At 52.1% G+C, this 19,465-nt stretch carries 20 protein-coding genes; 2 read left to right on the forward strand and 18 right to left on the reverse strand.

Going from position 1 to position 19,465, the window contains the following annotated elements:
- Positions 1 to 8: 8 nt before the first annotated feature.
- Positions 9 to 446, forward strand: a complete 438-nt coding sequence (locus MKY64_RS13925) for a threonine/serine exporter family protein (RefSeq protein ID WP_036729575.1) — start codon at positions 9 to 11, stop codon at positions 444 to 446.
- A 112-nt stretch (positions 447 to 558) separates the two neighbouring features.
- Here the strand turns inward: MKY64_RS13925 and MKY64_RS13930 are convergent, their stop codons facing one another.
- The 11 genes from MKY64_RS13930 to MKY64_RS13980 form a co-directional block, all read right to left on the reverse strand.
- Entirely contained in the window at positions 559 to 2,589 is a 2,031-nt protein-coding gene (locus tag MKY64_RS13930; RefSeq protein ID WP_340953536.1) for a Na+/H+ antiporter, read from the reverse strand.
- 180 nt (positions 2,590 to 2,769) lie between these two features.
- Positions 2,770 to 3,636, reverse strand: a complete 867-nt coding sequence (locus tag MKY64_RS13935; protein WP_339255919.1) for a VOC family protein — start codon at positions 3,634 to 3,636, stop codon at positions 2,770 to 2,772.
- A 245-nt stretch (positions 3,637 to 3,881) separates the two neighbouring features.
- Complete coding sequence (locus MKY64_RS13940) at positions 3,882 to 4,547, reverse strand: DUF4085 family protein (RefSeq protein ID WP_339255917.1); 666 nt, start codon at positions 4,545 to 4,547, stop codon at positions 3,882 to 3,884.
- Between the two features lie 30 nt (positions 4,548 to 4,577).
- Positions 4,578 to 4,973 (reverse strand): hypothetical protein, encoded by a 396-nt coding sequence (locus MKY64_RS13945; RefSeq protein WP_339255915.1) that lies wholly within the window; start codon positions 4,971 to 4,973, stop codon positions 4,578 to 4,580.
- Between the two features lie 30 nt (positions 4,974 to 5,003).
- The gene (locus MKY64_RS13950) at positions 5,004 to 5,552 is read right to left on the reverse strand and encodes a GNAT family N-acetyltransferase (RefSeq protein WP_340953538.1); all 549 of its coding nucleotides are present in this window, start codon (positions 5,550 to 5,552) and stop codon (positions 5,004 to 5,006) included.
- Positions 5,553 to 5,938: 386 nt separating this feature from the next.
- Positions 5,939 to 6,361 (reverse strand): Rrf2 family transcriptional regulator, encoded by a 423-nt coding sequence (locus MKY64_RS13955; RefSeq protein WP_036729584.1) that lies wholly within the window; start codon positions 6,359 to 6,361, stop codon positions 5,939 to 5,941.
- A 107-nt stretch (positions 6,362 to 6,468) separates the two neighbouring features.
- Entirely contained in the window at positions 6,469 to 6,756 is a 288-nt protein-coding gene (locus MKY64_RS13960) for a carboxymuconolactone decarboxylase family protein (protein WP_036695137.1), read from the reverse strand.
- A gap of 153 nt (positions 6,757 to 6,909) precedes the next feature.
- On the reverse strand, positions 6,910 to 7,656 hold the full coding sequence (gene map, locus MKY64_RS13965; RefSeq protein ID WP_036729586.1) for a type I methionyl aminopeptidase: 747 nt from the start codon (positions 7,654 to 7,656) through the stop codon (positions 6,910 to 6,912).
- A gap of 96 nt (positions 7,657 to 7,752) precedes the next feature.
- The gene (locus MKY64_RS13970) at positions 7,753 to 8,382 is read right to left on the reverse strand and encodes an SGNH/GDSL hydrolase family protein (protein WP_036729589.1); all 630 of its coding nucleotides are present in this window, start codon (positions 8,380 to 8,382) and stop codon (positions 7,753 to 7,755) included.
- 165 nt (positions 8,383 to 8,547) lie between these two features.
- Positions 8,548 to 9,726, reverse strand: a complete 1,179-nt coding sequence (locus MKY64_RS13975) for an NAD(P)/FAD-dependent oxidoreductase (protein WP_340953541.1) — start codon at positions 9,724 to 9,726, stop codon at positions 8,548 to 8,550.
- 31 nt (positions 9,727 to 9,757) lie between these two features.
- Positions 9,758 to 10,195, reverse strand: coding sequence for a DUF1641 domain-containing protein (locus MKY64_RS13980; RefSeq protein ID WP_036729594.1), 438 nt, complete (start codon positions 10,193 to 10,195; stop codon positions 9,758 to 9,760).
- Positions 10,196 to 10,518: 323 nt separating this feature from the next.
- On the opposite strand from MKY64_RS13980, the gene MKY64_RS13985 reads away from it, so the two are divergent.
- Complete coding sequence (locus MKY64_RS13985) at positions 10,519 to 11,136, forward strand: nitroreductase family protein (RefSeq protein ID WP_340953543.1); 618 nt, start codon at positions 10,519 to 10,521, stop codon at positions 11,134 to 11,136.
- Between the two features lie 72 nt (positions 11,137 to 11,208).
- Here the strand turns inward: MKY64_RS13985 and MKY64_RS13990 are convergent, their stop codons facing one another.
- The 7 genes from MKY64_RS13990 to MKY64_RS14020 all read right to left on the reverse strand — a co-directional run bounded on the left by MKY64_RS13990 (position 11,209) and on the right by MKY64_RS14020 (position 19,459).
- Positions 11,209 to 11,832: a hypothetical protein gene (locus tag MKY64_RS13990; protein WP_340953544.1), complete on the reverse strand. Its 624-nt coding sequence runs from the start codon at positions 11,830 to 11,832 to the stop codon at positions 11,209 to 11,211.
- 620 nt (positions 11,833 to 12,452) lie between these two features.
- Positions 12,453 to 13,433: a hypothetical protein gene (locus MKY64_RS13995; protein ID WP_340953546.1), complete on the reverse strand. Its 981-nt coding sequence runs from the start codon at positions 13,431 to 13,433 to the stop codon at positions 12,453 to 12,455.
- A complete protein-coding gene (locus MKY64_RS14000; protein WP_340953547.1) occupies positions 13,412 to 14,005 on the reverse strand; it encodes a sigma-70 family RNA polymerase sigma factor in 594 nt (197 codons plus the stop codon). The genes MKY64_RS13995 and MKY64_RS14000 overlap by 22 nt, the downstream gene beginning before the upstream one ends.
- 178 nt (positions 14,006 to 14,183) lie before the next feature.
- Entirely contained in the window at positions 14,184 to 17,561 is a 3,378-nt protein-coding gene (locus tag MKY64_RS14005) for a X2-like carbohydrate binding domain-containing protein (protein ID WP_340953549.1), read from the reverse strand.
- A gap of 200 nt (positions 17,562 to 17,761) precedes the next feature.
- A complete protein-coding gene (locus MKY64_RS14010) occupies positions 17,762 to 17,989 on the reverse strand; it encodes a bacteriocin immunity protein (RefSeq protein ID WP_036729609.1) in 228 nt (75 codons plus the stop codon).
- 49 nt (positions 17,990 to 18,038) lie between these two features.
- Positions 18,039 to 18,305, reverse strand: a complete 267-nt coding sequence (locus MKY64_RS14015) for a hypothetical protein (protein WP_036729612.1) — start codon at positions 18,303 to 18,305, stop codon at positions 18,039 to 18,041.
- A gap of 500 nt (positions 18,306 to 18,805) precedes the next feature.
- Positions 18,806 to 19,459: a DUF1775 domain-containing protein gene (locus tag MKY64_RS14020; protein WP_340953554.1), complete on the reverse strand. Its 654-nt coding sequence runs from the start codon at positions 19,457 to 19,459 to the stop codon at positions 18,806 to 18,808.
- Between the last annotated feature and the right edge of the window lie 6 nt (positions 19,460 to 19,465).

Below are 19,465 nucleotides of genomic sequence, written 5' to 3' on the forward strand. Positions count from 1 at the left end.
GTCCTGCCATGATTTTGCAATTGATCACCAGTTTCATCGCTGCCTCAACCTTCTGCATTCTATTCAATGCACCGGTGCGCGCGCTGCTGCAATGCGGCTTCGCCGGAATGATCGGCTGGATGCTGTACCTGCTGCTGGATTACAGTTCCGATACTGTCGTCGCAACCTTTGGTGCTACCGTTGTGATCGGACTGATCAGCCAGTTTTTTGCGCGTTCCTTCAAGATGCCCGTCATTATCTTCAGTGTCGGCGGCATCATCCCGCTTGTGCCGGGCGGTCTTGCGTATGATGCCATGCGGAGGTTCGTGGAGAATGATAATAACCTCGGCATCCAGTATGGGGTTCAGGCGCTCCTGCTGTCCGGAGCCATTGCGGCCGGTCTGGTGCTAAGCGAGGTGCTCGGACAGATGTTTTTGCGTATCAAGAAATTGCCCAAACAACCGTAAGGCTCCATTTCACAGACAAGCCCGCTTGCAGCAAGGACCCCGGGTCCCTGCGCAAGCGGGCTTTGTATATTGTATCAGGTAAAATATATTGCAACACCGGCGCTCTAACAGTCTAATCCTCCCAGATTGAGGTTTCGAGCTGATCGACGAACCGCCGCAGCCTGCCGGCAATCTTAAGATTAATTGCCCCGTTCTGATACATCTCCTGCACGGTATTCCGCTGCTCCTGAATCGCCTGCAGCTTCAGTTCCAGCTTGTCATCATCCAGTACGCCGTCATTGCTCCAGCCTTCCCCCTGCTCCAGCCTGGATTCCAGCCGTTCGTACTTGTCGATGACCTTCTGCGAGGCGAGCCGGTTCTCATCACTCATTCCTGCACTAACGGCGGATACTGCCGCCTGGCACATCGCAATCTTTGCCGTCCGCGCACTTTCGGCATTCTGCAGGGCGAGCTGTCCTTCTTCCCCGCTGAGTTTACCTGAGAACAGTCCAGAGAACAGCCGCTGAATTTCTGTTAAAGAGAATTTAATCTGCGTATTCAGCCGTTTGCACAGCAGAGACTCCGTATGATCCAGCAGCTCCTCCATCTTCACGGCAACAGGCTCCGGCAGCGCCCCGTTCTCCATGATCCGCCGCAACTCCGTGCGTTCGGCTTCGAGCGCACTCTTGCGTGCCTCGACACCCAGACGGAGGAACTGCTCATGGGCCGGGTCATGATCCGGTCTTGCAGCACATAGTCTGTCAACCTTATCTGTAAATTCCAGCAGCACAGGCTGTGTTGAGCGCTCCGGGCTCTCAGAGACCAAGCTGCGCAACATCGACATCCCGGCATCAATGACCACATTTCTGGCCGCCAGCTCCGTATTCCCGTATACAGCTCCGGCGCTCTGAACTACGGTCTCTTCACTGTCCGCAAGCAGCGGAAGGAAGATGCTGGCGATGACCAGCGACATCAGAATCACACCTGCCGCCAGCGCAATAATGAGATCCCGCTCCGGAAAAGGTGTCACCCCGTCCCCAAGCACCAGCGGAATGGAGAAGGCACCTGCAAGGGTTACAGCCCCCCTCACCCCTGAGATCGAGGTAATAATCTGTGACTTCAGCGGGGCCTTCTCTGCCTTCAGCCGCTTGCTCTCCCATAAGGAGTAACCATAGACCCACAGAAAACGCAGCACAATCAGCAGCGCCGTGATCGCCAGAACATAGCCGGCAACCATGAAGTTATTCAGCGTCTGATCCCGGTAAATCACCTCGATCACATCCGGAACGGACACACCGAGAATCAGGAAGACCAGCCCGTTCAGCACCAGCAGCAGCACTGACCAGGTACTGGCGGATACAAGCTGAAGCTTATATTGCGGAGAGACGGCCCGGTCCTTCTCAATGGCGTACATGACACCCCCTGCCACAACGGCCAGAATGCCCGAGACCCCGATCTCCTCGCTGATCAGATAAATAATGAACGGCGTAAGGATCTGCAGCAGCACATGGATGGTCACATCCTCCATACCGAACCTGCGGATGAACACGCTGAGCCGGATCAGCAGGAATGACAGCACTGCACCAAGCAGCAGTCCTCCTGCGGCAATCAGCACAAAGCTAAACGAGGCCTTAGGCAGAGAGAACACGCCGGTAACCATGGCTGCAATCGCAAATTTAAAGGCGACCAGGCCGGAGGCATCGTTCATCAGCGATTCTCCTTCGAGAATCCGGTGGATGCTTTTGGGAAGATGAACCCGTCCAGCCAGCGCGCTTACCGCTACCGCATCCGTAGGAGACAGAATAGCCGCCAGTGCGAAGGACGCTGCCAGCGGAATCGAGGGAATCATCCAGTTAATCGCATAGCCCGCCACAAATACCGTGACAAATACAAGTCCCAGCGCCAGCAGCAGAATCGGTGCCCTAAGGTTCCACAGCTCACCGCGCGGCGTCCGCCGCCCGTCATTGAAGAGCAGCGGAGCAATGAATAATACAAAAAACAGCTCAGGCTCGAAGTGCATATGTATTCCCGTCGGAATTAGTGCAGCAATGATTCCTAGTCCGATCTGAATCAGGGGAACCGGGACAAACGGAATGAAGCGGTTCAATATATTCGATACGGCGATTAATCCAAGCATCAACAGCACAGCCAGAAAAGTCTCCAATTCCATCATCTCCCCGTCTGATAATCAATTATATTATTGCAATGACCCGGCTAACGTCAACAAACGGAAGGCACAGCGGAAATTACAATCTCCGCCCGTACCTTCCGTTGCCTTATCATTCACGGCTTCCGCCGCTGGTCTAGCAGTAAATATTAACGCGATGCTGTCCGCCCTGTTATTTTAGCGTTTCACTAGCAGCTGTATGCCTATATTCCACGGGTCCCTTAGAGTAATGATACCGCCCTCTTCTTCCACACGGTATCCGGCACGCTTCACACGTTCAACCACTTCATGCACTTCCTGAATGTCAGGGAGCAATAGTGTAAAATAATCGATGCCCGCTGCATTCGCAGGAGCCGCCGGAGCCCCTTTTCCAGCCCAGGTATTCAGTCCCATATGATGATGATAGCCTCCAGCCGAAATGAACATGGCCGCATCGCCGTAATGGGCGGTCACCGTGAATCCAAGCGCATCCACATAGAATTTCTTGGCCTCTGCCAGATCGCCCACATGGAAGTGAACATGACCCATTACAGTGCCCGCAGGCAGCCCGGTCCAGCTCAGGCCCTCCGATGCAGCCAGCAGACCGTCCACATCCACCGGATCGGTGGTCATGACCACATTGCCTGTTGCTTCATACTTCCAGGTGTCACGGGGCCGGTCGCGGTACAGCTCGATTCCGTTATGATCAGGGTCTTCGATGTATAGAGCTTCGCTGACCAGATGATCCCCCTGGCCGACCGAAATCCCGGAGTCGATCAGATTGCGCAGCACCAGTCCCAGAGAAGGCCGGTCCGGCAGCAGAATCGCATAATGGTATAGTCCGGCCACCGAGTTCCGGCGCAGCACCTGAGCCTGCTCAATCTCCCGCAGGACAAGCAGCACCTGCTGGCCATCCGCCGTCAGCTCTACCACGCGCCCTTGCTGCCGCAGAATCTTCAGTCCGATTACATTCTGATAAAAGCTGAGCGAGCGCTCCAAATGACTTACACGGATCTGTACAAGTCCAATTTCCAGTTGTTGTGGTAATATAGCTGTTGCTGTCATAGGAATCCCCCCTGAAATGAATATAGGCTAATTCAAATAAAGTCCCTGGTACCAAAGCACGCATAATAACGGTTAGTGTTGACTGTTCCTATCCTGTCCATGCAAAGGTAATTTCAATTTCCGTTACACATTAACTTACTTAAGTATAGTTGCGATCTATATGTTTGTCAATTACTTTTACAATACACATTAGAGTCTACAAAAAAAGCCCAGCCGACAGGCCAGACTCCGAAGCAGTCATTTCGTTATTGAGATTCACCAAGGATCTCTATCAATACATCCTGTGCAGTAATTCTTAGTTCACTTGGCGGGGAATCCATTAGAACCCGAAGCTCGAACCCCTGCTCCGCGGCATAGATCTCGTCATACAGCCAATATTTCTTTTCAAGCGGTTCAGGCAAGCGTAGTCCGCTCACACCTTTGAACTTTAGCTTGATCTCACATTGGTAATGCATTGCCCCGCCGCAGTCCAGAATCATCTCCAGCACACCTTCTGTAGGCATAGTATAGGAGATCACTCTGGCGTCATGCAGACTCTTCTCGACTAACTGTACGGCGCTCTCCGGGAGTTCATGCTTAATGGCTTCGTACCCTTTGCGGTATTCTCTGAAGATCGCCTGCACCCGTTCATCATATTCCCTGCCCCACTGCAAGGCCCGTTGCTTGAACTCAGGCGCAGGATAAGTGGAATTTATCGTTCCGTCATGTATTGAAGCGTGGAAGTACCCGGGTAGATATTTCAGCAGATCTTTTTTCATATATTCCAGAAAATCCTTGGCCCGCTCCTCATAGCTGATCCCCTCTGCCACATGCCAGGCCACATCCTCCAGCCAGTCCTGCTCCGTCTCCGGGAAGACCATGAACCCGCGCACCTGCATTTCTTCATACCAGGGTATAGTGAAAAATTTCATCCTGAAGCTTCCTCCACTCTGTAGCGATCCTTAATTCCCGGCCAGCTTCTCCCCCGCGTATACCCTGTGCTCCTGCGTAGCGGCCAGAATCCAGACCGTCAATTGCTGCTTATTGAACAGGAACTCGTTATCTATTCTGAGATAAGGGAGCTTTGTCCCCTCGAAGGGTCCATCATTACGCAACATTGCATTCTCCGCCTTCATAATATTCTTCACCTGATCTTCACTCAGACGCAGGAACTGTGCAGTCTCTGCAAGTGTCATCAACGGATGGTCCTCAGCTTGGCTTTCCGTCTGCGCTCCGGCAGGTGTCGGCAGTTGCATCTCGTAGCCCGCTCTAATCCGATCTCCGATTACGAAGCTGCCGGCAACCAGACACAGGCCCAGAATCAGAGCAGCTCCCAGGATGGTATAATTGTTCTTCATGGGCAAAATCTCCTTATATGTATGCTTGAATCAATGTGCAGGAGTATAAGTAAGGAGCCAACAGTCCCTCCACTCCCCTTCATGCAGTTCATGCTCCGGTAAAAGCTTCCTGCGTACAAATCCGATTTTCTCATAGACTCTGAGTGCCCTGTGATTCCAGCACTGCGGGTCCATCACAATGAGGTCTGCCTGCTCTGCTTCGAGCAGATGCTTCACCATCCCACCTACCAGTAGCGAACCTATCCCCTGGCTCCATAGCTGCGGCTCACCAATGAACTGATCCATTCCGTAGACCTTTCCCGTATAATCTGCGTAGCCGTACTCCGTCAGCTCTTCCCTGCCAACAGGATAGAACTGGATATAACCTATATCCTGACCCATGAACTGCACGATTCCACGGTATAATCCCTCTTCTTCACTTTCATAAAAATGCTTCTGTACCCGTTCCAGATCATGCGGACAGTCCCGGCCTTCATAATACTCCAGCACTGCAGGGTCCGAGAGCCATCGTACGAGCAGCGGTGCATCCTCCTGTTCCAGCCTGCGGACACTGAGGTCGCCGTTCTGAAAAAGAATCATTATGAGATCACTCCTTATATTCCTCTAGTCCTGTCACATATGTGTCAGTCTAAACGATAGAAATTGAAGTGTAAAGTCAGCACCAAGCAGCTGCTCATCAAAAAAAGTGGCCCCGCCGGTAACCGGCAGGGCCAAAAGTCTATTGTAAGGGGGTCATGGGTCTACTATACTGAGCGAAGCTTAAGCCCAGATGAAAAACACATAAAGGTTTAATGAAAATAGACAGAATTCCGCAAGGATCAAAGAAAGACCCTGCCGAGGCACGGCGGGGTCTTCCACAAATGGTTCCACTGGGGGGTGGAGAACTTCACTATACTCCCCGAACCTTAAAAAAACATAAAACGGGGCTGAAGGTTTCCTTAAATTTACGTACATCAGATCCTGTCTCAAGCCACAGGAAGCTGATGAACGATCTGATCCAGGGTGACCTCCTGCAGCACATTCTCCATCGCCTTCTGTGCAAGAGAGAATACTGGAACAATAGCGCCTGCAATGTTCTTGCCTACCGGACACTCCGGGTTCGGATGCTCATGGACAGAGAACAGGGAGTCCTCTTCCACCGCATTCACCGCCTTATAAATCTGCAGCAGCGTAATATCAGCTGCACTGCGGGCAAGCTTCGCTCCGGCCACACCGGGACGAACCTCCACAAGTCCTGCCTTATTCAGCATACCCGTAAGGCGGCGAATCACTACGGGGTTCGTATTCACGCTACCGGCGATCCACTCTGAGGTGCTTTTGCCGTCTTTGTTGCTGTCAATTAAGGTTAGAATATGAATAGCCACCGCAAACCGCGTGCTAATGTTCATGTCAATCACTCCTTCACACTGGCCGGAATGCTTCCGCCAGATGCAACTATAATAGTTACATTTAGAGCAATTGTCAATCCCATGAGGAGTTTGCAGACAACAGAACACTATTCACTGTCATACGCCTGCAATGCCACCGGCAGGGCTTGAATCACCACATTACCCACTGCCGGAAGGGGCAGCAGCACTGCGCTGATGATCTCATCACGGGTTGCGCCGAGCGCTTTGGCATGCTTGACATGAAAGGGCAGTCCGCTCTCCAGCCTAACCGCCGCAAGTACGGAAATATAGGCAATCTCCTCGGTTTTGGCATCCAGGCTGCTTGCGGCATCCAGCTTCTTCACAATTTCGCCAAGGGCCTTTTGCTGCTCCGGCGCTTCCTTCATAAATGTCATAAAGGCATGACTGACTTGCGGTACATTATCCACTTTAATTAACCCTCCGATTCTGGAAACAGATTCTTGCATTCCATATGATAACATCATCTTTAGTATGAGGGTTTCTTGCGTAATGCATACATTACAACTGTTAAATATTCCTATATATCTTCAAGCACTAGTCAAAATAATCGGCTTGCCCTTGGTGACCACAATTGTGTGCTCAAACTGGGCCACGCGGCTGTTGTCGGCAACGCTGAGTGTCCAGCCATCCGGCTGCTGCTCTACGAAATCAGTGCCTGTGGACAGAAACGGTTCGATGGTAATGACCTGGCCTTCTTTCAGCACCGTCGTTACACGCGGATTATAGAAGGGCAGAATCTCAAACGGCTTCTCATGCAACGCTTTGCCAATGCCGTGGCTGCACAGGTTACGCACGACTTTATAGCCGCGCTTCCGCGCTTCGGACTCCATAACCCGGCCGATCTCGTTCACCTTCATGCCCGCCCGGAGATGATTAATCACGCTCATCATGGTCTCTTCCGTACTCCGGCAGAGGTGAATCAGCTTCTCATTATAAGGAGGCAATTGAAACGATACCCCGGCATCGCCAAAATAACCGTTCAGCTCGGCGGAGACATCAATATTGATCAGATCTCCGGCCTGAATGACACGTTGTCCCGGAATTCCATGCGCTACCTCTTCATTCACACTGATACAGGTCGTTCCGGGGAAGTTGTAGGTTACCTTTGGAGCAGATTTTGCGCCAAAATGGTTGAGAATCTTCGCCCCCACTTCATCCAGCTCCGCAGTCGTCATTCCGGGAACCACACTTTTCTTCATCTCGGCGATGGTGTGGCCTACCACTGCACCCGCCGCTTTCAGTCCTTGCATATCCTGGAGCGTATCGCTCGTCATCCCTGCTCACATTCCTCTCGTTATCAAAGCTTCACCTTGAGTATGTATCCTACAAGTATAACAGCCTTGTTACGCAGAGTGAAATCAACGTACTTCTTAGCTTATTGCACCTACAGCCTTCATCCAGGCATCGGCGATTAAGGCATGTCCGGCAGGCGAAGGGTGTACGCCATCCGCCGCCCAGTAGGCAGGTTCAGCCTTGACGGATGCCGCTGCGAACAGGCCATCCAGCGGCACGAGTACAGCGCCGTATTCACGGGCCAGCTCACGGACTACGTGGATTTTGGGGTCCAGATCCTGACGCCAGCCCTTGCGGTCTTCCGGCACCGGCAATACGAACGGCTCCACCAGCACCAGCTTGGCATCCAGATGCTGCTTGGTCCGTTCAATCAGATCACGGTAGGACGTCTCAAATTCAGCCGCTGTAGTCTCCTGCCCGGAATCATACCACCGCCAGGTATCATTTATGCCAATATAGATAGACACCCAGGTTGGCTTCAGCGCAAGACAATCCCTCTCCCAGCGCTCCTGCAGATCGACCGCCCGGTTGCCGCTGATTCCGCGGTTCAGGAACGTAAGATTCTTCTCCGCATACTGAAGGCCAAGCCGGGCACCCGCCATCAGCGCGTAACCTACACCCAGCGATGAGGCATCGGCGTAATTGCGTCCACAATCTGTGATACTATCCCCCTGAAACAGGATGATATCGTTCTTTTGAAATGGCATGCCTGAAATCCTCCTATGAAAACATCTATAGTATGTAAACATGATCATTATAGCAAATCGGCTTTCCTGCGGACACGTTTTCATTGAAAATTATTCCTTCTATTTAAACAGAAAACCCCCTCAGACTGCCATATGACAGCCCCAGGGGGATCTAAGGATAGATGATTAATAGGCCAGGCTGAACAAGCCGTGGATATGAGTCAAGTAACGGATATTGCTGGCTTCCTTCATCAGCGTTGCCGGTAGCCCCTTCAGCGGAGTGGAGTTACCGCCGACAATGGCTACCCCGTCTTTGCGTCCGAGGCTGGCGAGTGTGCCGGAATTGACCGGGCTGAAGGCTTCCTGCGGTTTATCATTAAGATAAGCGAACAGATTGTAGCCAATCAGCTCACCCATCTGCCAGGCGATCTGTGCCGTTGGCGGATAAGGACGGCCATCCGGTGCAAAGACAACAGCGCTGTCTCCGGCTACAAATACATTAGGGTGTGAAGTGGACTGCAGGAACTCATTCACCGTGGCCCGGCCGCGGTTGACTTCAAGACCGGATTCGCCAACCAGCGGATTGCCCTGTACCCCGCCGGTCCAGACGAAGGTGTTCGCCACAATCTGCTGCCCATCCTTGAGATCAATCTTATTATCGGCCACCTTCGTAACCGGAAGACCCGTCAGGAATTGCACCCCGCGCTTCTCCAGGCTGGCTGTAGCGCGCTCAATCAGATGATCCGGCAGGACAGGGAGAATCTTCGGACCCGCTTCAACAAGCAGAAGCTTGATCTCAGCAGGATTCACTCCATATTGCTTCGTCAGCTTAGGCAGAATATCGGCAATTTCGCCTACCAGCTCTACGCCAGTCAGTCCGCCGCCGCCGATCAGAATCGTTGCATCTGCTGCGTTGCGGGTTTTGGAGTAGTCACGAATCCGGTCTTCAATATGACGGCGGATCCGCAGCGCATCTGCTGCTGATTTCAGCACCATGCTGTATTCTTCAAGTCCCGGAATACCAAAGTATGCGGTGGTGCTGCCCAGACCGACAACGAGAGCATCATAGGTCAGCATGACGCCGTCCGAGAGAATAACCTGCTTGTTATCCGGGGAGAACGAATTGACCTTGGCGATTTTCAGATCAATATCTTTACCGGCGAACAGCTTCGCCAGCGGCATGGCAACCGCCTGTTCAGACGCACTGCCCGCTGCAAGCCGGTGCAATTCCGTAATAATCTGATGTGTAGGATACTGATTGACTACTGTTATTTTGGCTTCCGCTTTGCTCATATATTTACGAATGGTTAAGGCACTAAGCAGGCCGCCGTAGCCTGCACCTAGGATCACTATATGTTTTGACATGATAATTCCTCCATCATTAAGTATTACGGGCTTATTTGCCCGATTGACGTTCACCGCTGACCTGCAGATAGGCATTCATGAACCGGAGAGCCTTCTGTACCTGCGGGTCCTTGATCATCTTCATCATGCCGAACAGGCTGACTGTTTCGCTGCTTGCTTCCGCGCGGTCTTTCGCTTCAATAACAGTAGCCGCCAGATTCTTGGCAGTGCCCACCACAGGACCCGCCATTTCCTTAATCGCACCGACTGTATCATTCTTAAGTACTTCATCCGTGGCAACCGACTGCACAAAATCTAGTGATTTGGACAATACACTGACCATTTGTGTGATCTGCGGCAGCTGCTCTACCAAAAGAATCAGAGATTGCTGCACCTCCGGCTTCAAAAGCTCTTTCAGCACATCCTCTCTAGGAAGAGCTGCTTCTGGTATTTCTTGTTCAGGCAGGGTTTGGGTAACGGTTTCTGACATATCGAAGTCTCCTTTTACAAATCGTATTCTTGCACAATGACATCCAGGTGAAACTATGTGACTATTATAACACTCTCTTTGTTATTATTGTCACAATCTTTTTACCTTTGCAACCTATTTTTGTGATTATTATCACTTCATCATCGGTTTTATCGAACCCAGTCGTTTAATCAGGTTAAATTTACAAATTATTATGTTTTTCCTCATTGACGTATACAAAGAGTCGTGATATCTTAAGCAAGTAACTAAATGTAAGTTTATTAATTAATATCAGCAATTGATTATTACTAAGCAGCATACATATTAGATGGAGGTAATGACTTATGAGTACTTTTTCCGAATTGGTGCAGTCCCGCAGATCGGCTAATAATTTCGTGGAAGGTGTTACCATTCCGCAGAGTGAGCTCGAAGAGATGTTCTCCCTGGCACGTCTGGCTCCCTCGGCTTATAATCTTCAACACACCCATTATAAGGTGATCAGCGATGACAACGTAAAGGAAGCCATCCGCAAGGACGCGTATGGCCAATACAAGATTCACACCGCTTCTGCTGTTATTGTGGTGCTGGGTGACAAAAATGCCTACCTGCAGGCTCCAGAAATCTATAGCGGGCTTAAGCTGCTGGGAGCGATGAGCGAGGATGCATACGAGCAAACCATTCAATCTATCAACGATGCTTATACCGGGAATGATGCGTTCCAGCGGGATGAAGCGATCCGCAATGCTTCTCTGTCGGCGATGCAGTTCATGCTGATTGCCAAGGATAAGGGCTGGGATACCTGCCCGATGATCGGCTTTGATCCGGAGGCTGTGAAGGCTACCCTCCGTCTCGGCGACCATATGGTTCCGGTGATGCTGATTACGATCGGCAAGGATAACCAGCACAAGATCAGACCGCGTGGTTATCGCAAGCCGGTCAATGAGTTTGTTGAATTCATCTAATAAAAAGGGTCTTCCGGCTACTATGCCGAAAGACCCTTGTCTATATCATCCTGCCGTATTCTCAATCCATACTCACCGCGCATACTGCAAAATCGCCACAGCCGCACGCTCCTGCCGCTCTACATCCGTGCTGTTCAAGGCTGCCTTCAGGACAGCCAGCGCCTGCGCTACTGTAGCTTCATCCACCTGAACCGGACAGGCCCCGGCGGCACTTCCGCTATCCCCGGCCTGATTCTCTAGCCAAAGATCCATTCGGGCTGCGGGCAGCACTCCTGAATAGGCAGTTATTCTGCTGTCAGAGGCAAGCAGCCCTGCTACAGCCGGATTAACCGCAGCGAGTGGCAGACTCTTCAGCCAGGTGACACCGCGCCGGTGGGCTGTACTATCCTCTGCGCCGCTGTGCCGGGTATCATAGAAGTAATCGCCAAGGTCCCCGAGATACACCCATTCTTCATCGGCGATCAGCACATAATCCCCATCCTGCATCGCATTGACGAAGGTATCCAGAGTATGGGTTGCACCCTCCAGCTCCTGCCCGTGATAGCCGGCGGCAGCCAGCTTGCTGATGATCTCTTCTCTGCTATGCTTCTCCAGATCTCCCGTACCGGGATAGCCTGCACATATATAATTATCCTCCAAAAAGGACTTCAGCAGCCCGCTGCCGAGTTCCTCAAGCTTCATTGCATACAAGCTCATTTCCGTTTCCTTTCCCTCCAGGCAAAGCTGCCGGAGTCTACGCAGCATTGAAACCATCCTTTTCATTATACAGCAAAGGCAGCGGGATTTGAATTCGGCAGATTCTAAGGAAAACGCAGAATAATAGCGCTTACAAGACCTTTTTCCAAACAGGAAGTGCAAATTTAAAAATTTCGGCTTTTTACTATTGCCCGCACGGACGGTATAATTCAGATATCAGCTCAAGGAAACAGACACTGCAGGAAGAACGTAAGCCAGGACAGAATCTCCGGCAGCTAATCTTAAGCAGCGCTCCTCCTTGTGACTGAGACTATATCTTTGATCCTGACATTCCCGCCTGAAGTGAGTCCCTGCACGAAACGGTATGAGCTTCTTAAAGCTCACAGGCTTCACAATCCATCCTATCGTGGTTAGCGGATCAGTTTTGAGCAGTTTGAATGTGCAGGATAGGCAAATATACTGCCGCCTCGGACCATTTCTACCCGGCTGAGTACAAAGGATAGGATAAGGAGTCTGAGACTAACATGGGTATAGTGGTAACAATATAAACCTCTATTGTTGATGTACTGATCAACAATAGAGGTTTATATGTGTCTGCACGGTCTTACCGCCGCTCTAGGTTAACGCAGGCCTTCCGCCACTTGTAGCAGCATCTCTCTGGTGACTTCAGGCGATCCGGTCCCTACCTCATGCATTATATTTCTCTCCTCGTTCTCCCGAACCTCAATCCAGCGGATGTACGCATAATAGCCGTTGCTGTTATTCTCATAGGCTTGGCGGTTTTCAACATACAAGGCTGCCTGAGATTTTACCTTCAGATGCTCAACCTTTGTATCCGCCCAAACATCAGACATTAGCTGTGCCCACGGAGTAAGCGGGGAATAAGTAACGGAGATGTAATCATTTTCTCCCTTAGGACCTTGGTACACCAGCTCAGGACTGACCGTCCCGGCCTGCTGGTTGGGCACATTGAAGCTCTTGATCCAGGCGTAATGCTCACCGGGCTTCAGCCGTTTGGTAAGGACATTGGTGTATTTTTTAACCCAGGAGCTATCTGTAATGCCCACTGTACTGTCGGATCTTCCTTCGGCAAAATGGTATTCTTCCGGCATTCTGCCCGGCACGGCCAGCTTACCTGTGACAGGCTCTGTAGCCTTCTTCCAGCTTTCGATATCTGTGAATATCTGCGGACGGTTGATCATACGGAGCTCCTTCATCCCGTTTGATCTAGCAATTAACAGCATAGCCGATTCATTATCAGCAAGCTGAGACTGAATCTCTGTAATCACCCGCCGGGTCTGGTTGGCAAAAGCTGTTGACTCATTAGCGCCCTCATGAATATCCACTTCCAAACTGGTTGCACCATAGGTAACCTGCCATAGCCGCTCCGCACCATAGACCACGCCTCCGAAGAGCATCAGTCCGCAGAGTACCAGGGCGATCCTCGCTGTCCCGCGCGCGCGCACGGGCCTATTTCCTCTCTGCTGCGGCTGCTGGAATTGCTCAAAGCTCGCTGCTAACCGCTGCTCCAGCGGCTCCGGCATCGTTGTATGTTGTTTATACCTGTTGAACTCCTGCTTCAGTTGATTTCCGACAGACATGTCCATTCCCCCTTCATCTCATCGTCCGCTGTAAATACCGCATTCTGCCGCAGCTTGCGCAGCGCCTTATGGTGCCTGGATTTGGCGGTTCCCAGCGGGATGCCCAGGGCCGCAGCAATCTCATCATAGCTGCACTCTCCGTAGTAACGCAGGACAATTACGCTGCGGAGCTTAGGCGGCAGTCCGCTGACCAGCTGCATCAGCTCTCCCTGCTGTTCCTGGACCAGAAGCTGCGCGTCCGCTCCCGGATACAGACTCTCAGATGCATGCTCCCGGCTGCGGTTCATGAGCCGCAGCCTGCGCCAGCTTCTGCGGTTCCAGTTGCTGCATTGCCTGACGATCATACCGTTCAGCCAGGCTCCGAAAGGCCGTTTGCCGTCATACTGCGGCAAGCAGCGGAATAGCTCGATGTAGATTTCATTGACTACATCAGCCACATCAGCCGGCCGGTTCACCAGCAGGCTGACGGTTCCGTACACCTGCTGCCTAATGGTGTTATGTAGTAAGGTGAAGGCTTCTTTATCTCCATGTTCCAGCCTTTGCAGACATTCCCGAAGCTCTTCTTCTGTCATCTTCCTCTCCCCCTCTCTATCTTGCTTACACTCTATATTGGTCCGCTGGCGGTGGAAGGTTCCCTTGATATGCAATTTATTACATCCTGACATATCAAAAACCGGCTGCCCATGAATTTCATCATGTGCAACCGGTTCTTTTGCTGCCGCCGGAACCTCCCTGGCTATGCGTTACAGATTACAAGGGCTCATTCCCCCATACCAGACTGCCGGAGATATAGGCCGGAAGCTTGGCCCAATCCGCAGGAGCTGTGCCTGCTGGATTGAAGGAATAATCGCCGGTCTGGGAGTAATTGCTCCAATCTGCCTTGGAGGCCCGCATCTGAATATCTATGCTGGCTCCCGGAGCAAGCGAGCCTGCTGCTGCTGTGAAGCCCAGCTCCAGGTAATGATCCGCGCCGCTCAAGGCTGCCGGAAGCTTCACGAACGTCCCAGTCACATTGGCGCTCCCTACCTGCGACCAGTCACAGAAGAAATTCTGGGCCTGCTCGCCATCACTGGTGTAATAATATCTGAGCTTCACATCAGCGAGGGAGACCGCAGCAGTACCGGTATTCACCAGCTTGATCCGCGGGCTGAAGGCATTGACAGCATTAGCCGTGCTGCTATTGAACATCTGGACCTTCAGACCGCCATCCACTGGTGCAGTCGTATCTGTCACCGTGACCGCCAGGCTCTGCGGTGCGCCGGCACTGAACTGGAAGCTCAGGGTGGTTGTTCCCACAGCCTGTGCTGCCAGATAGGCCTTGTGGATCGTCACAGCCGATCCGCTTAACGTATAATCCGTTCCGGCGGTTAACGCCGCCGAACCATTTTTAATAGAAGCTAAAGTATTTCCGTTCAAGGTCATCGTCACTTCAATGTCGTTCTGATTCGCTGCCTTCTTGTCGAAGCTGGCCGTGACCGGTGTGATGGTTGAATCATTAGCCGTTGTTGTCGTATCCGCCACCGTAACCGTTAAGGTCTTCGCAGCTCCGGCACTGAAATGGAAGCTTAGGGTGGTTGTTCCCACAGCCTGTGCCGCCAGATAAGCCTTATGGATCGTCACTGTGGAACCGCTCACCGTATAATCCGTTCCAGCGGATAATGCAGAAGCACCATTGGTAATGGAATCCAGGGTATTCCCGTTCAAGGTCATCGACACTTCGATGTCGTTCTGATTCGCTGCCTTCTTATCGAAGCTGGCCGTGACCGGCGTGATGACGGAGCCTGCTGCCGGAGGGTTCACCGGATCAGCATATAAGGTCCCGCGGCCATTGGTCCCGAGATAGACGCGGCCATAGACGCGCGGATCTCCTGTAATCGCCATATTAATTCTGGCATACTGATGATTATCATCATTAATCCGCACCCAGCTGGCTCCGGCGTCATCCGAGCGGAACACTCCTCTTACTCCGTCAATCTGGGCAACAGTATATAGGGCCATATAATTCTCACCCGGCGCGGCCTTTCCGAACCCGATCAGGTCCGCTTCTTCCACATTGCTCAGCTTGGTGAAGCTTGCCCCGGAGTTCGTAGAATGCCATATGCCGTACTTATCCTGCGGATGTCCTCCGGCAAACCAGATATCGCCTTCCACGCCCGGCATGGCTTTCAGGCTCACTTGCGCCTGGTTCGGCTGCAGGCCGTTCACGTTATTGGCTGGCAAGCCGGTCGCAGCCGTAGCTGTGAAGGTAGCTCCGTTATCTGTACTGACATAGAGCTTGCCCTCATAGAAGCCATAGAATTTATTCGGATTCACCCGGTCGGATGCTATCTTCGCTCCGGCAGGAATTCCGCTGCTCGCCGTCCAGGAGTTGCCCCCTGACTTGGAGTAAAAGACCCCGATATCAGAGGTGCTCCACAGAAGCGCATTCCCACTGGCAGATACAGCTACCTGACCCTGCCCTACTGTGGTACTGCCTCCTTTGGAGGGTTCTGCATTCGGCATGTACCAGTTCTTGCCGTTGTCATTCGAGATCCCAATCGACTTACCGTTCGGATATTTCTCTTTGTCCACACCGCCGACACGGACAACATAGGCCGGGTCCAGCTCCGCATAATCGATACTGTTCGTGCTGGCCCAGGAAGGGCTGGTCTGGAACTTGACAGGTGCCGCTGTTAGATCCTCATACCGGAAGCCGGACACATCACCAAGCGCGGTAATCAGGTGGGCACCCGCTGGCGGGCTGATCAGCCCGAGCACTGCGGTCTCTTCTACCCCTTTGGCCATCACGGATATGTTGACCTTACCGCCGGTGTCCCAGTCCCCGAGGTTATTCGTACCGTAGATCGTTGCGCCGGTGCCGTACATCATCCGGTCCGAGTTGAACGGGTCAATCTCCAGATCCCCCATCATCCAGCCCAGCTTCGGCGCGGGATCAAGCGAGGTTGAGGTCAACCCGAGATTCAACCACGGTGCCGCCGTGATATCCATCTCGAACTTGTAATTGCGCTCCGGATAGAAGCCCCAATCCCAGATCCGGCTCCACGTTTCCCCGCCGTCTTTACTGCGGAAGATGACCCCGTCCGGCCACCAGGAATTTAAGCTGGTAACCATGACTGTATTCGGATGCTGGGCATCCAGCGCAAGCCCCCCGAAGCCGTAGAAGTTATCGGCCCCTGTGGAAGGGCTGATATTTTTCCAGATGCCGCTGGTTGTATTCCATTTCCAGACCTCGCCCTTGCTTCCGTCGTATGGACCCACCCCGTCACTGTAAGTAATGTACAGATCACCGGTTGCCGACAGTTCCCCATGATGCGGAAGCAGGCCTACCGGTTGCCCCGGCAGCGCTGACCAGGTTGCACCTCCATCTGTGCTGCGGAACACACTTTTTGCGGTATCCGCGACACCGACATAGATGGTCTGGGTAGCTTGTCCGGCAGAGCCCGTGCTTTTATCAAAAGTAATCCAGGACAAGCCCACGATATCACTCTGATACTCATTCCCCGGATTCTGGACATACGTCCCTACGTTAGTGAAGGAAGTAACCTTGGACCAGGTCACGCCGGAATCCACGCTCTTCCACAGGCCGTTCCCGCTCCGCGCCCCGAAGAACAGGATACTGTTCTTATTCGGGTCAATGACCAGCCGTTCCCCGGCTGAACGTCCAGGCATATTGCCTCCAACCTTGAACGGAAGCGGCGAAGATTGCCAGGTATCCCCACGGTCGCTGGAACGCATAATTTGACCATTGCCATCCCAGGAATTCGTGTACGTCCCGGTTGCCATATACACCTTGTCCGGATCAACCGGATCGGTAGCCAGCGCATCGACACCATTCTTGTTCCAATCCGCCCACCCAACGCTGTCCGTCAGCGGAATCCAGCTCCCGTCCGCCTCGTTCCAGCGGTAAGCCCCGCCAATATCCGTCCGCGCGTAGATCAGATTCGGTTCACTCTGGTTGAAAATAATCCCCGGCACAAAACCGCCGCCCGCACCGGTAACCACACTGTTCCAGCTGTAGTCTTCACTGGCTGCGGCATGGGTTACAGCGGGAGCAACGTTAAACAAAGAGCCTGACATCGCTGTCAGCAGGACGAGTATTCCTAGTCTTCGGATACGTTTTCGACTCATGATCCTAACCTCCCCAAACATACTTTGGTAACGCTTCCATTATAGAGCAGGCTTCGCCCGTTCCGTGAGAGAAAATGGTTGATTATGCGGGAATTTTGTCAGCAATTAGCACACCATTTTCACACTTGACGAAATTGGGGATTGGGGTAGTACGTAATATGAAAAAACCTCGCGATCAGCAATCGCAAGGTAGTTCAGAGCTAGTTCTCTGTTGGCGGCGGCAGCACAATCGGCTGATAACCCAACGCAGCATCTACAATCTCCTCCGGTGTCAGCTCCGGCTCATTCCAGAAGATCAGATCACTCACACCGGGATGAGGCACATTGCTCGCTACGATCTCCAGCCATTGGTCCAGCTCCTCCTCTGTTCCTTCGGCGTTCACGATCTTGGTTACGAGTGTGATTAGTTGTTGTCGGGTTAGGGACATTTCGGGGGCCTCCTTTTAGGGTGCATTTCAATCAATAAACATAACACATTTAGCGGCTTAGAATATCCCTAACATACACAGAGCATTCCTGAACCAGAGCATGTAGCATACCCGCTTCTGTACAACGCTTTTCTAACAACGGATTCTCCCAATCGTAAGCTCTAATTACATATACCGCGAACTCTTTTCTATACCAGCCAACATCAAGAGTATACTTTCCTTCGAAATAACTGACTTGAAATATATCCTCTTGATCCAAGTACCTCGTTTCATTATAAGTAATTGTACCCGGTGAAAAATCAATGTAATCAAACATAAATGCACTCCCTTATTGGAAATATTTCTGAGAGATAACTTACTTAGGGTAAGTCTTTTCAGGTCTTAGACTCCGTTATCTGCAATTATAATAAAAGGTGCTGGTAATGGATATAGTGTTAGCTCCTCAATACATTCACAGATGATGACTCCCTTTACCCTCCAAACAACAATTGGATTTCCAACACTTATTCCCTCTTTCTCCACCACAACACCGACAGCAATTGGATAAACAGCACTTAATTCTGGTCTAATTTGCTTATTATCTACTTTCGGCTAAATTAAGCAGCATTTATCCAACTGTTGGCCTGTTTGTAGGGATTTCAGCGAAAATAAATGCTGTTTTTCCACTTAGCCTCATGTTGCTTAACGGATAAGGAGCCGCGGCTTCAGCAGTATAATTTGGCACACTGGATATACCAACCACAAACAACCCCGCAGCAGATTTCACATCTGCTGCGGGGTTCTTCCATACAAGTCAATCCATCACTTACGTCCGGCCTACTCCGTGCGCCCCCGAAGCAAAGCGATCGCTGCCAGCAGGAAGGAGACCAGCGAGATGCCGAGGGTAATGTAAACCATCGGCGAGGTGCCGGTGCCTTCCTTCTCCACAATGGCCTGATGCTCGTCCATGGTCATGGTGCCGTTGCCGGACATGTCTGCGGCACCGTGGCCGTGACCGCCATCGGCGCTGCCGGAGGCTTCTGCGATGGCGGTGATGGAATGCGGGGATTCCGAGCCGAGTTCGCCGGACCATTGTACGAGGCTGCCATCGGCATAGTGCTGATAGGCATCCCAGGCGATATCGCCTGCGGAGTCCGGATTCTTGGCTGTGAAGTAGAAGCGCTGGAACTGTCCGGCCTGAATGCCGCCATCCTTGGCAATCCAGCTTACTTTATTCCCGTCCACTGTTACCTCCCAGCCGGGAGTGGCTTCATATTGCTTAAATTCCGCACCTGCGGGAATCCGCAGATCCACCTGCACGGTGGCGCTTTCTTTTTCGGACGGCACTTTCAGGGTATACGTCTCCCAGGCCCCCGTACTGGACTGCGCTGGACTTACGGTTACGTGGGCACTCGCCACGGCTGCGAACAACAGTAGTGCGGCGGCGGCCGGTGCGGCCAGTGCTGCTATTTTACGAAACAATCTATTCAAATGAAT

The organism is Paenibacillus sp. FSL R7-0210 (assembly GCF_038009085.1).
GTDB classification, from domain to species: Bacteria; Bacillota; Bacilli; order Paenibacillales; family Paenibacillaceae; genus Paenibacillus_AQ; species Paenibacillus_AQ silagei.

Bases quoted from the DNA above. Each gene is read 5' to 3' on its own strand.
- MKY64_RS13925 (WP_036729575.1), top strand. From the start codon at position 9: ATGATTTTGCAATTGATCACCAGTTTCATCGCTGCCTCAACCTTCTGC.
- MKY64_RS13935 (WP_339255919.1), bottom strand. From the start codon at position 3,636: ATGACAGCAACAGCTATATTACCACAACAACTGGAAATTGGACTTGTA.
- MKY64_RS13940 (WP_339255917.1), bottom strand. From the start codon at position 4,547: ATGAAATTTTTCACTATACCCTGGTATGAAGAAATGCAGGTGCGCGGG.
- MKY64_RS13945 (WP_339255915.1), bottom strand. From the start codon at position 4,973: ATGAAGAACAATTATACCATCCTGGGAGCTGCTCTGATTCTGGGCCTG.
- MKY64_RS13950 (WP_340953538.1), bottom strand. From the start codon at position 5,552: ATGATTCTTTTTCAGAACGGCGACCTCAGTGTCCGCAGGCTGGAACAG.
- MKY64_RS13955 (WP_036729584.1), bottom strand. From the start codon at position 6,361: ATGAACATTAGCACGCGGTTTGCGGTGGCTATTCATATTCTAACCTTA.
- MKY64_RS13960 (WP_036695137.1), bottom strand. From the start codon at position 6,756: ATGACATTTATGAAGGAAGCGCCGGAGCAGCAAAAGGCCCTTGGCGAA.
- map (WP_036729586.1), bottom strand. From the start codon at position 7,656: ATGACGAGCGATACGCTCCAGGATATGCAAGGACTGAAAGCGGCGGGT.
- MKY64_RS13970 (WP_036729589.1), bottom strand. From the start codon at position 8,382: ATGCCATTTCAAAAGAACGATATCATCCTGTTTCAGGGGGATAGTATC.
- MKY64_RS13975 (WP_340953541.1), bottom strand. From the start codon at position 9,726: ATGTCAAAACATATAGTGATCCTAGGTGCAGGCTACGGCGGCCTGCTT.
- MKY64_RS13980 (WP_036729594.1), bottom strand. From the start codon at position 10,195: ATGTCAGAAACCGTTACCCAAACCCTGCCTGAACAAGAAATACCAGAA.
- MKY64_RS13985 (WP_340953543.1), top strand. From the start codon at position 10,519: ATGAGTACTTTTTCCGAATTGGTGCAGTCCCGCAGATCGGCTAATAAT.
- MKY64_RS13990 (WP_340953544.1), bottom strand. From the start codon at position 11,832: ATGAGCTTGTATGCAATGAAGCTTGAGGAACTCGGCAGCGGGCTGCTG.
- MKY64_RS13995 (WP_340953546.1), bottom strand. From the start codon at position 13,433: ATGTCTGTCGGAAATCAACTGAAGCAGGAGTTCAACAGGTATAAACAA.
- MKY64_RS14000 (WP_340953547.1), bottom strand. From the start codon at position 14,005: ATGACAGAAGAAGAGCTTCGGGAATGTCTGCAAAGGCTGGAACATGGA.
- MKY64_RS14005 (WP_340953549.1), bottom strand. From the start codon at position 17,561: ATGAGTCGAAAACGTATCCGAAGACTAGGAATACTCGTCCTGCTGACA.
- MKY64_RS14010 (WP_036729609.1), bottom strand. From the start codon at position 17,989: ATGTCCCTAACCCGACAACAACTAATCACACTCGTAACCAAGATCGTG.
- MKY64_RS14015 (WP_036729612.1), bottom strand. From the start codon at position 18,305: ATGTTTGATTACATTGATTTTTCACCGGGTACAATTACTTATAATGAA.